Genomic DNA, 11,796 nt, shown 5'->3' with positions numbered 1-11,796 from the left:
GAATCATAGAGAATGAGGTGAGAGCATTATGGAAGGATCCCGTGTAAAACGCTACCGCTCCCGGCGGAGGAATGACTCGGAAGTAAGCCGGTTTTGGATCATGGGGTTGCTGTTCTCACTGCTGGTGCTCGCTTTTGAATTCTTTATCGAAATACCCGCCGACGCAGATTGGCTGATCGATATGGAGATGGCTTTGTTTTCTGCCAGCTTTACATTGCTTGCCTTTTATCTGCTCGGACTTACCTTTGCCTTTTCACGCCACCAAAAGGCAGGGAAGATCAATCACCAAATCATCATCTATGTATGGTTGGGTGCGATCTTGTTTCACTTGTTCCTGCTCATCAGCAATTTGTCCAATCAGCATGTGTACAAGGCAGGGATCATTCTATTTTTAGGACCATTGTTTTTAACTGTCTACCATTTTATCACGTACTTGGCAGCTTTGCGCGAGGAGCGTGAGGAGCAGGAGGCAGCTACGACAGCTACGCTTGAGCGTACGGCCTACCAGATGATTCTGGAGGGTGGGCGTGTATACAGCGAGCTAAGTCGCCTGAAAACGGAATATCCAGAAGTGGAGCAAATGCTTCGTGCCAACGATTTTCACGATAAACTGGAGCGCTATGCTTTGGAAATGCAGCAGTATTTGCAGGCGAAGCATTTTGAGCGTAAAGACGTGGAGCTCTTGGAGGGTCACTATTATTTCTTGGAAAACTTGCTGAGCTTGGCGAAACAACATCCGGGAATAATCGAGTCCCGCGTATATAGCCGCCGAGGTGACAATTGATGGGTACAGAGGAGAGGGAAGCGGATGTTTTGGAAAAAAGACAAAGGCCTGGCAGAAAAAGAGACAGCAGCGACGACAGCCACAACCACAATGACAGGACAGCAAGACGCTTGGAAACATGAGCTTCGCGATCTTTACGAACAGATGGGTGCGATCCTCAGTTCAAACCAGGCGATAAACGCCGAATCCGATCAAATGGTGCGACTGGTGACAAGGATGAAGCGTGTCGTAGATAATATCCAGGCCATTAACGAGCGGGATGATGAATCTGCGAGCCAGTTGTCGGTTCGAGGAGAGCGCCTGACAGACATCTGTAAACAATCGGTAGCGTGTGCAGATGAAGGCAAGAAGGCGATGACGGACGTTGTGCAGGTCATGAGCCTGCTCGACAAAGAATCGGTCCATACGTCCAAGTCCATGAGCCGCTTGGAAGAGAGCTCTTCGGAAATTACGAGCATCGTCAAGGTGATCAGCGACATTGCGAATCAGACCAACCTTCTCGCCCTGAATGCAGCGATAGAAGCGGCACGTGCAGGTGAACAAGGCCGAGGCTTCGCCGTCGTAGCGGATGAGGTACGGAAGCTGGCCGAGATGACAGCGAACTCGACCAAGACGATTGCAGAATTGATTGGCAAGATTCAGGAAGAAACAAAAGAAGCATTGTCTAACAGTGAAAAAAGCAGCAGTGCAATCAAAAATGGACTTTCTATCAGCAAGGATGCTGCACAGAAGACAGATCAGATCGTGAACGCTTTCCAGGTACTGAACGTCGAAGTGTCGGGTGTGATGGAAATCATCGCGCATCAAAAGCGATTTGCTGATGATGTGTCCCAGCAGGTAAGTGATGCAAAGGGTTTGCTGGACGAGCTGAATGAAGGCTTGACCAAGCACATAAGGGACGCCAACGCGACGGAGCAAATGCTCGCGACGAGCGTAAAGAATGTCAAATCGTTATTGTGAGCATAAGGAAGAAGAACCAGGAGTCCGTATCCAAGCGATGCGGGCTTTTTGATATTTGTTACTTCCTTTCACGAAATATTTACATGTTTTCGTTTGACTATTAGGAATAGAGTACTATAATCAAAGTATCATTCTCCATATCTTTCCTTTTTTCGACAACATCATATCGGCATTCGCTATGAATGGGCAAACCCATTGAAAAGTGGGGACGCAAAGCCACGGGCCTAATGTACACGTTACGATGGCAGCCGGGTTGCCAACGAGCAGTGTATTTTACTGTTTTAGTTTTAGGGCTCCTTTCATGCGAAAGGGGCCAATTACCTTTACAAAAGGGAGAGGTTGTAGCATGTCAATCCTGCAAACATTGGACAAGCAGTACATCAATGGGGAGTGGCGCGACGGGCTGGGCGCGAAGACATTGCAAGATATCAACCCTTACAATGGGGAAGTCATCGCAGAATTCAAAATGGCAAATCTGGAGGATATCGACGCGGCTTACAAGGCGGCAGCCCACGCGAAAAAAGAGTGGGACGAAGTGAATGCTTATACCAAATCCCGAATGTTGGAGCGTGCTGTTCACTATATCGAAGAGCATGAAGAAGAAATCATTCATATCATCATTCGTGAATTGGGCGGAACCCGATTGAAGGCGTTTTTTGAGATCGGGCTTGTGAAGGATATTATTCGCGAGGCGGCTACCTTCCCAGTGCGGATGGAAGGAAAAATTCTGCCTTCTCCCGTAGACGGAAAAGAAAACCGCTTGTATCGGATTCCCGCAGGAGTTGTCGGCGTCATCAGTCCGTTCAACTTCCCCTTCTATCTGTCGATGAAGTCTGTGGCTCCAGCTCTTGGCGCGGGCAACGGTGTCGTCCTCAAACCGCATGAGCACACGCCAATCACGGGTGGGACTCTCATCGCGAAAATTTTTGAAGAAGTAGGTCTGCCCAAAGGCTTGGTTAACGTCGTAGTGACGGATATCGCTGAAATTGGCGATGGTTTTGTCTCCCACCCGATTCCGCGCATCCTTTCGTTTACAGGGTCTAGCCAAGTTGGGAGCCATATCGCGCAGGTGGCAGCGAAGCATTTCAAAAAGGCGATTTTGGAGCTGGGCGGCAATAGTGCGCTGATCGTTTTGGAGGATGCGGATCTCCAGTATGCCGTCAATGCAGCAGTATTCAGCCGTTTTACCCACCAAGGTCAGATTTGCATGTCAGCTAACCGGGTTCTGGTTCACCAAGATGTATACGATAAATTCCTCGATTTGTACGTGGAAAAAGTATCTGGACTCAAGGTAGGCGACCCGAATGATCCTGACACGGTAATCGGTCCACTCATCAATCAACGGCAAGTCGCCAATCTGATGGCAACGATCGATGAGGCGATACGCGAAGGAGCCGTTCCTGCACTGAAAGGGGAAGTAAAAGGAAACGTGGTCGAGCCGATTGTTTTGACAGGAGTGACCACAGACATGTCGATTGCATCCAAAGAGCTGTTTGGTCCGGCTGTTTGCATCATGTCGTTTGCTTCCGAGGAAGAAGCGATTCGCATGGCGAACGAGACACCATTTGGGTTGTCCGGGGCAATTCACACCGGCGATCTGGAGAGAGGTGCCGAGATGGCCAAGCGCATTGAGACCGGCATGATTCACATCAACGATGGAACGATCAATGACGAGCCAATCGTGGCGTTCGGCGGTGAAAAGCACTCCGGGTTGGGACGATTGAATGGTCAATGGAGCTTAGAAGAGTTTACTACGCTGAAATGGATTTCGGTTCAGCACAAGAAGCGTCAATTTCCGTACTAATGCCAGCAAAATATAGAGGTGAAGAGGGTCATGAACGGATACGAAGAATGGAACGAAACAGAAGCTTCCGAAAAGGGGAAAAACGCAGAACTGCTTGAGGCTTTCATCAAGGTTGCCCCCTATTTAAATGATTTGCTCTCCGATGACATTACCATTGGGGTCTACGACACGGAAAAGCTATTGTGCAATGTACCTGCCCAAACATTTGCACTGCAAGTCAAGCCTGGTGATCCACTCCAGGAAGGAGATGTGATCACCAACGCGATTCGAAAAAACACCAAGCAGGCGATGATGGTCCCCAAGGAATTGTTTGGTTTCCCTCTCGTCGCACGGGCGATTCCCCTGCATGATCACACGGGAAAAGTCATTGGCGGTGTCGGCATTGGTTCGAGTATGGAGCGAGCCAATGAGCTGTATGAAATCGCTGCAAATCTCTCGAGTGTCGTCGAGCAGGTGAGTGCCACCACACACGAGATGGCCGTGCAGATCGGGAATTTGAACGAGCAAATGAAGGCGATCTCAGAGCAAGCCAATGATGTCAGCCAAAGTACGACCGAGATCGAGCAAATTACACTCGCTGTGAAAAAAATCGCTGATCAAAGTAACATTTTGGGACTAAATGCGAGCATTGAGGCTGCGCGAGTAGGAGATGCAGGGCGTGGGTTCGCTGTCGTTGCGAATGAGGTTCGCAATATGGCGACTGATTCCAGGGCGAATGCAGACAAAATCAAGCAAACCACGGATTCCATCCGGGATTTGATAACCCTTCTGCAAAACTCGATTGAACTGATCAATCAAACCATGGAGAGTCAGGCAGCCGCTACAGAGGAAATTTCCGCGACGATGGTCGAAGTGAGCGGCAATACGCAAAAGCTGGCAGGGCTTGCCCAAGAAGTGTTTGAAATAAAGTAAGCCCATACATGTAACAAAATTCCCCTCTCAGGAGTCTAACTTTAGAGAGGGGAATTTTTCCTTTAATTCTTTTGTGTGGTGGGTAGCGGTTGCTCCAGCATATAGCGATACACCGGGACTTCATCGCCCTTTTCAACGGGCAAGAAGTTAAACGTGACGTAGCTGTCCACTGATTCCGGTTCCAGGGCTAACGCAATGAAGTTCGCGTTTGGCTGGGCCATGCTGAACACGTAACTACCCGCAGGAAAGGTTTTCGTTGTTTCTGTTACATTTGCAGTCACTTGGTTGGTGAAATGCCCATTCTCGTAAATCGTATTCACCTTGTTTTCCAAAATGGTGTAGCTTTCTACCGCTATGGTCGTTTCTTTTGATAGCTTGCTTACCGAAACACCGAGCAATTCCAGCTTGGTCGCGACGTCATGGTAGCCAGGAGGCATGAGGTAGGCAGTGGGGCGCTCGCGTTCGAGTATGGGATAGGCATCCGTGGAGCTTACCCAGTCGATGGGGGTAGAGACTTTTTTTGCGGTGGCTAGATCGACCACTTCGAGAGACTGATCTGGTACGCGCTTATTCTCACTCAGGATGACGAGTTTGTCGTTGTCGTTTGCCTTTTTGCCTTTTTCCGTGATTTCTTCGCGTGCTTGCATCACGGCGGACTTGATTGCTTTGGCGTTGACCGCTGTTGATTGAATGACAGCAGCGTGAGTCATGGCCTGGCTGAATACACGGCGCTCAAAATCGGCGCGTCCAATGCCAATGCCGCGTGTCTCCACCAAAAACGTCAATGTGTTTTTCAATCCAAGAGCATTGCGTCCGATTCTTGTCTCTGTGCTGCCTTCTGTTGCGGTCACTTTTCCGTCCTTGCCTTTTGCCAGCGTATAGTAAGCGTGATGAGAAAGCTGCTCCTTGTCGAGTGCTTTTTGAACGTCAGCCAAGAGCAGGTTGTCTGACATTTTTCGCAGGTTTGCGGGGATATTCAAGTTTTTCGCAGAGGAGATCAGAACATCGTAGGAAGAGATCGCGCCTTTTTCTCCAACATCGCGAAGCTGGTTGGAAGAGACGCCGTATTCGTGGGCGTCAAGCACCACATCAGGTTGATAGGCATTAATGGCTTGGTGAACCGCTTGCACTTCTGGATATTCTACCTTCATGTAGTCGCGGTTGGCATCCAGCTCTGTCGCGATGTAGCGTTTGAACTGGTAGGAGCCATCTGGATTGATGCGGGGAACAATCGCAATGTTTACTTTATCCAAGAGATCGGCGCCAAGTTTTCCTTCTGCCAGCCATTTGGCGATCAAAAGAGCAGATTCACCGGATGCGGGTTCATTTCCATGGATTTGTGCCTGTAGCCAGATGAGTGGCTTCTCTTTGTTTTGTTTGAGCTTGCCGTGGTCTTTGCTGAATAACAGCAGGGGGATATCGCGACCTTCCAGGGATGTACCGATGGATAGCAGCTGGATTTCCTTGTTGCCTGCAGCCAATTTGCTTATGTAAGCCATCATTTCTTCCTGGGACGTAAAAGCTTCTTTTCCTTCTTGGAAGCCGGGTGTCCCAAACTGGATAGTTGGCTTGGGAAACAAGCTCTCAATCTGTGCAGGCTGTACATAGGTTGGCCCTATTCCGTAATAAGGAATGTGGGTTTGTGGTTCAGCTTGGTTGGCATGGATGATTGAGGGGCTGGTGAACAGAGATATTACGAGTGCTGTAGAAACAACGTAGCGTACTTTCTTGTCCATAAATTCCCTCCTGAGAAATAGAAGTAGACACCTATGGTTAATTTATCAGATTATTATAAAAATAATAATCACTACGAAATATTCATTTTAAAGTAGGACTTTCGGTTCTCCTTTAATAGAATAGGGGGATGACATGGTCAGAAAAATCAGCAGAATGCTCCTTTTGATGACGGCCATCGCCGTAAGTAGTTTCTTTCCGAGCGATATTTCTGCAAACGAATGGAAAAAACCAACAGAAACAGAGACTGTTGACCACCTGAATGGCGCGATTCACCAAAAACAAGAATTTCGATTCTCCGATGGTGTCACGTATTGGGCCCATAAAATGACAGGTCAGCGCAATATGATGCCCTACATTTTCACCATTCCGATTCAGGGCAACAGTCAGAACATGATGTTCCGCTATCGGGCCTATGATGAATCGAAGAAACCGTATTGGAAGGTTGTCACGCTTGATCAAGTCCAGACCCTTCCGCTCTCCTCAGGTTTTGTAGAGACGGAGGGCAGGTATATTTGGTTAGGTAAGCCCATTACCTACGTGGATAAAGGCAGAGCCACGATTGAAGAAAAGCCGGCATTGGCGTTGCCAGTCGAAGTCAAACAGACGGCTAATGGTGTCGAGCTCGTGATCAAGCTGCCGATGAAAGCAGGGCTTATCAGTGAAATGTGGGCGCTCGATTCGAGAGATCCGCTCGTTCCTTGGGGAGAACAATCGATTGACAGCGTCTGGATTAACTTGGACGTGACGGAAAAGGCAAAATGGCTGTACGATGGGTATTACTATCAAAGCCCTTCCACGTATGAGCCGACTTCGGAGTCCTCCTTTTGGCGGATTCCTGAAAATTATGTCCTTCGCTCCTTTTTATATACAGGTGGAAGCAAGGCTGCCCGGGATATGGGCTATGTGATGCTGAGGGCGAGCTTGAAACAGCAGGAGCCTGAGGGGTACTGGAAGACGCAGCCGCGCTCCTTGTGGCTAAGTGGCGATTACGGGATACCAGAGGGCTTTTACGATACGAGATTCAACACAGGAGCGGCAGATCTGATGCTGCGGGGCTGTGATCAGTACCAAGAAAAGGACTTTTGCCAATCAGCGAAAAAATATGCTTCTTACTTTCACAATCATGCAGCCATGAACCGTTTTGTCATCGCTGGTGTACAGCAAGGCTGGCTGGTTTCTGACTACGCGACAGCAACGAATCCGATGATTCAGACACATGTTTCTTTGAACCATCAGTTGGCGGAAATCAATTTTCTCTACAAAAGCTACCTGCAATTCGGGGACCGGACTGACAAAGATTTAGCGGATATGATGCTTTATGGTGTCGTAAACCTCGGATCGCAGTGGATTCTCGGAAATGGCGATTTGCATTACGCTTATTTTCCCGATGGAACATTCGGCAGACCGGACTATCCGTTCTTGACCTACAATGACTTGGTCGAAACGCAGCGTTTGTACCGTCAACTGCACGGAATGGATGAGATGACGCTTGCGATGCTAATTGACAGTAAATGGATGTGGATGCAGTTGAATAATGTTTCGTATCGGTAAGTAACAAATCTAAATGATAATGAATGTGACCCTCAATAAGATCAAGTTAAAGTGATTTTATTGAGGGTTTTTTGTTTTTGTATACTTTTTACATTTCGTTGACAATAAAATCCTAAAAATGTGTAATGATGGTGGGGGTGTTATACAGCATGGCATATTCAATATTAATCGCTGAAGATGATCCATCCATATCCGAACTAATCAAAATGACATTAGGCGCCTCAGGCTATGTCTGTAAAGTTTCATCCGACGGTAACACGGCGTTGAACGATCTCGAAGAAAAGGAGTATCACTTGGCGCTCCTTGACATCATGCTGCCTGGAGTTGATGGGTTCACACTGCTGGAATCCTTTAAGAAAAAGAATATCCCGGTCATTTTTGTTACAGCCAAGACGAGTGTAATGGACAAAGTACAAGGTTTGCGTCTTGGTGCTGAGGATTATATTACAAAACCTTTTGATTTGTTGGAGTTGTTGGCACGAGTGGAAGTCGCTCTGAGAAGAAGTCATCAGGTTGTATTGGAAACATTGACCGTAGGTGATGTGACAGTGGATTATCATAGCCGAAAAGTGTACAAAAGTAATCAGCTCGTCACGTTAACCCCGAAGGAATATGAGTTGCTTGAATTTTTGTTGCATAATCCGAATATTGCTTTTTCTCGTGAAAGTTTGCTGAATCAGGTCTGGGGTTATGACTTTTATGGCAGCACCCGGACAATTGATACACATGTCTTGAATCTGCGCACAAAGCTAGGTTTGTCCGATCATATTCATACGGTGCACAAAATTGGCTATCGAATGGAGTTTTAAGATGCGTGAGAGGGTTAAGAAGACTCCTCTGTGGATGCGAATCTATCTCATGGTGTTCGGATTGGTGACGGTGGTCATCGTCTTTTTTTCGTACAGGATCATACAGGTTTCCATTGAGTACAATCTTCAACGGGAAATCATCAGCTCCCGTGAGAACCATAGCATGATCGGGAACGCGTTGAAAATGTATGAAAGTACGATTGATGATTACTATCCAACACTGAAGAAAGACATCCTTACCAAAGCTTTTCAAAATTATGGGCGGTATTTTACTGATCAGAAAAGCCATGTGGCCATAACAGGCGAATCCGGGGAGAAGCTGTATAGCAGTATACCGGATGAAGAAGAAAAGGCAATGGCTCTTGCGCCACCCAAAGACGGGAGACGAAGCTATGTCATTCGAAACATAGACGTGCGCACCGTACTGTTTGTCTCGAGTTGGATGAAGATCGATGACCAGCTGCTTCGATTGGATTACGCTCATGACATAACGAACCTGATCGCTGACCAAAAGTCACTATCCTTACAGATTTCATTTTGGGTATTGGTTGGCTTGACCGTTTCTGCGGCAGGTTTATATGTCCTAATCAGACAAGCCTTGCGTCCACTCGGTCTGTTAAGCACACAGGCTCAAGCGATTGCAAAAGGAAGCTATCAGCATCGCATAACGGTTCAGCGCGGCGATGAGATTGGCCAGCTTGCGGTTGACTTCAATCATATGGCAGAAGCGATTCAAGCCAACATGGAGCTTCTGCAGAGGGGCGTAACGGAAAGAGAGGCGTTTATCGCAAGTCTGGCCCACGAATTCAAAACGCCGCTTACATCCATCATGGGCTATGCCAGTTTGCTTCAGCATTATGACCTGGAAGAAAAAGACGTCGAGCAGGCCCTGAGCTTCATTCATTCGGAAAGCAAACGGCTTGACGGGATGTCAAAAAAGCTGTTGGAGCTTTTCCGACTTGGAAATGGGGAGGCACTGAACAAGCAGCAAGTTGATGTTTCTTCCCTTATGCAGCAGTTGAAAATCATCTCCCAGTTTTCGTTAGACAGAAAGGGCCAAACGCTGGAAATCATATATTCAGTCTCTACGGTTACCGTCGATCCGGAGCTTTTTTTGGTGCTATTAAACAATCTCGTGGAGAATGCCTCCAAAGCGTCTGAAAACGATGCAGTGATTCGATTTACTGTTTACACAGAGGACTCATTTGTTGTTTTTTGTGTGGAAGATCATGGCTGTGGGGTGCCGGAAGAGCATCTGACAAATGTTTTTCAACCATTTTTTATGCTGGATAGCGCGAGGGATCGGAAAAAGAACGGTCACGGTTTAGGGTTGTCTCTAAGCAAAGCGATTGCTACGGCACACCAAGGCAGTATTTATATGAAAAGCAGATTGAACGGCGGAACATCGGTTTACACCCTGGTTCCAGATCAAACTTCGAGGTAATTATGGAGGCATGTATTGCGAACTATCCAAAAAATAAAGATAAAGTCCCACGGCTTCAGGCTTAGCCTTGCTGTTATCGGCATACTAGGTCTGGCCTCCTTCTTTTCTCCGGCTGCTTTCGGCCCTGCTGTTCTGGACAGTAAAAAGGATGCCATCATGACGGAAACCTCTCCACCAGCAAACCTTGAAACCAAAGAAATCGCTTGGAAGCAAAGCCACGAGCAGAGTAAAAAATCCTTTGATCCGTTGACCAAGGATCAGGCGGCCCCCTATATTCGGATGGCAAGAGAAGCGTTCGATGCGCAAGGCATGCCAACACCTGAAACCGGTTATTGGATCAGCAGTACCGTGACGGAAGGCAAAAATCATGTGGATATCATCTGGTATCCCAATGGTGTTGTTTTTGGCCAAGAGAGCAAGATCAAGGAAAAGGTTTACTACGCACTATTTTACAACGCCGATGTGGATAAAGGCGTAGGGAAAATGGTTGAACTTGAGGTTATTTGGAATTACGGTGAATCCCATTGGTATGGCGAAAACGCAGAATAAGAAGCAGGACTGTAAGGAGATAGAATTGTGAAAAAATTGACCGATACAAAAATGAAGCTGGGGTTATGGTTAAGTATTGGAGTGATGGGCGTGTTAGCCCTTGCTTTGAGCTTCTCCCCGACAACGTTTGGCTTGGCTGAAATCAATAAAAACAAAGATGTCATTAAGACGGAAACAACGGCGTCAAACACGCTTGAACCGAATGAAGGTGAAGAGCATCAGGACAAGAAGAAAACCGATAATCCGACACCCACCAAAGAAAGTTCCGTGAAGTTAATCCGCACTGACTTTAGTAAAGAAGAGCGAGAGCCCTTCGTCAAGTTGGCAACAGATGCGTTTATCGCCAATCATATCGACCTGCCTGATAATAATTACAGGCTTTCATTTTCCAGTGAAACGAGCGAGGATACAACGACCGCTGAGATATGGTGGCATCCAAAAAGAGAGGAAGGAGCCGAACCACCTTTGATAGGCTTTCACGAAAGCTATTTTGTCAATTTGACCGATGTGGACTTGGAGAAAGGAACGGGCACAATTAAAGAGATCAAGATTTGTATACGCAGGGACATCGTATCGTTCAAACCAAACACGATGTTCGCCCCGTATATAGACAAGGCAACAAAAGTTTGGAAAGACAAAAACATCAAAATTCCGCAAATCGGCTACGATCTGGCGGGATGCTTGGTCGTAAAACCCATCACGGAAAAAGAGACAATAGCGCTTGTCGATCTTTACTGGTACCCAAGATATACGAAAAGCAATAACGTTTATCAAGCTGTTCATGACAAGCTTTATTACGTGCAATTTTCAGATGTTGATTTAAAAAAAGGAACAGGTACAGTTGAGAACGTAGAAACGAACGAAGAAGAAACGAGAATCGTGGACGAAATACCACCAGAGCCGATTATCAGGAGTGTGAAACTGGCACCAGCACAGGCAGCCCCGTTTATCCAGATGGCAAAAGACGCTTTTCAAGAGAAGCAGGTAAAACTTCCTGAAAGTGGCTATTGGATTAGTAGCAAGATTAGGTACCACGATGATCAACCGAAACGACTACCAGAGGTGAGAATTTACTGGTATCCCGACGGCGTTGCTGAAGGGACTGATATCGCTTCTATAAAGGAAAGAGTTTATCTTGCTTATTTTGATGAAGTTGATTTAGAGAAAGGAACTGGTGAATTATGGGATATCTGGGTAAGAAGAACCGTTCCTTAGTAACAAGTTTCACATAGCAGGGTGGACGAAG

General features: G+C 47.0%; 10 protein-coding genes and 1 riboswitch. Of the genes, 9 read left to right on the top strand and 1 reads right to left on the bottom strand.

What is annotated here, in order from left to right:
• Positions 1-28 precede the first annotated feature (28 nt).
• From KB186_RS23665 to KB186_RS23650, 4 genes are all read left to right on the top strand, one after another.
• Positions 29-784, top strand: coding sequence for a hypothetical protein (locus KB186_RS23665; protein WP_088908856.1), 756 nt, complete (start codon positions 29-31; stop codon positions 782-784).
• Positions 785-808: 24 nt separating this feature from the next.
• On the top strand, positions 809-1,744 hold the full coding sequence (locus tag KB186_RS23660) for a methyl-accepting chemotaxis protein (RefSeq protein WP_173610844.1): 936 nt from the start codon (positions 809-811) through the stop codon (positions 1,742-1,744).
• Between the two features lie 175 nt (positions 1,745-1,919).
• Positions 1,920-2,005: riboswitch (cyclic di-GMP riboswitch) on the top strand.
• Between the two features lie 85 nt (positions 2,006-2,090).
• Entirely contained in the window at positions 2,091-3,548 is a 1,458-nt protein-coding gene (gene yfmT / locus KB186_RS23655) for a benzaldehyde dehydrogenase (protein WP_232774484.1), read from the top strand.
• 30 nt (positions 3,549-3,578) lie between these two features.
• On the top strand, positions 3,579-4,460 hold the full coding sequence (locus KB186_RS23650) for a methyl-accepting chemotaxis protein (protein WP_173610846.1): 882 nt from the start codon (positions 3,579-3,581) through the stop codon (positions 4,458-4,460).
• Positions 4,461-4,522: 62 nt separating this feature from the next.
• On the opposite strand, the gene KB186_RS23645 is transcribed toward KB186_RS23650, so the two are convergent.
• Positions 4,523-6,196 carry a M14 family metallopeptidase gene (locus tag KB186_RS23645; protein WP_232774482.1) on the bottom strand — a complete coding sequence of 558 codons (1,674 nt, stop codon included), beginning with the start codon at positions 6,194-6,196 and terminating at the stop codon, positions 4,523-4,525.
• A gap of 133 nt (positions 6,197-6,329) precedes the next feature.
• On the opposite strand from KB186_RS23645, the gene KB186_RS23640 reads away from it, so the two are divergent.
• The 5 genes from KB186_RS23640 (at position 6,330) to KB186_RS23620 (ending at position 11,765) form a co-directional block, all read left to right on the top strand.
• Positions 6,330-7,748: a hypothetical protein gene (locus KB186_RS23640; protein ID WP_221868073.1), complete on the top strand. Its 1,419-nt coding sequence runs from the start codon at positions 6,330-6,332 to the stop codon at positions 7,746-7,748.
• A 149-nt stretch (positions 7,749-7,897) separates the two neighbouring features.
• Entirely contained in the window at positions 7,898-8,557 is a 660-nt protein-coding gene (locus KB186_RS23635; protein WP_232774481.1) for a response regulator transcription factor, read from the top strand.
• Position 8,558: 1 nt separating this feature from the next.
• The gene (locus tag KB186_RS23630) at positions 8,559-10,001 is read left to right on the top strand and encodes a sensor histidine kinase (RefSeq protein WP_221868074.1); all 1,443 of its coding nucleotides are present in this window, start codon (positions 8,559-8,561) and stop codon (positions 9,999-10,001) included.
• A 15-nt stretch (positions 10,002-10,016) separates the two neighbouring features.
• A complete protein-coding gene (locus KB186_RS23625; RefSeq protein WP_173610851.1) occupies positions 10,017-10,550 on the top strand; it encodes a hypothetical protein in 534 nt (177 codons plus the stop codon).
• A gap of 27 nt (positions 10,551-10,577) precedes the next feature.
• Positions 10,578-11,765, top strand: coding sequence for a hypothetical protein (locus tag KB186_RS23620; protein WP_173610852.1), 1,188 nt, complete (start codon positions 10,578-10,580; stop codon positions 11,763-11,765).
• Positions 11,766-11,796 lie beyond the last annotated feature (31 nt).

It is taken from the genome of Brevibacillus sp. AF8 (assembly GCF_021270385.1).
Classification (GTDB): Bacteria; Bacillota; Bacilli; order Brevibacillales; family Brevibacillaceae; genus Brevibacillus.
This window is presented reverse-complemented; position numbering and strand designations above follow the sequence as displayed.

Bases quoted from the DNA above. Each gene is read 5' to 3' on its own strand.
- KB186_RS23650 (WP_173610846.1), top strand. From the start codon at position 3,579: ATGAACGGATACGAAGAATGGAACGAAACAGAAGCTTCCGAAAAGGGG.
- KB186_RS23665 (WP_088908856.1), top strand. From the start codon at position 29: ATGGAAGGATCCCGTGTAAAACGCTACCGCTCCCGGCGGAGGAATGAC.
- KB186_RS23645 (WP_232774482.1), bottom strand. From the start codon at position 6,196: ATGGACAAGAAAGTACGCTACGTTGTTTCTACAGCACTCGTAATATCT.
- KB186_RS23660 (WP_173610844.1), top strand. From the start codon at position 809: ATGTTTTGGAAAAAAGACAAAGGCCTGGCAGAAAAAGAGACAGCAGCG.
- KB186_RS23630 (WP_221868074.1), top strand. From the start codon at position 8,559: ATGCGTGAGAGGGTTAAGAAGACTCCTCTGTGGATGCGAATCTATCTC.
- KB186_RS23635 (WP_232774481.1), top strand. From the start codon at position 7,898: ATGGCATATTCAATATTAATCGCTGAAGATGATCCATCCATATCCGAA.
- yfmT (WP_232774484.1), top strand. From the start codon at position 2,091: ATGTCAATCCTGCAAACATTGGACAAGCAGTACATCAATGGGGAGTGG.
- KB186_RS23640 (WP_221868073.1), top strand. From the start codon at position 6,330: ATGGTCAGAAAAATCAGCAGAATGCTCCTTTTGATGACGGCCATCGCC.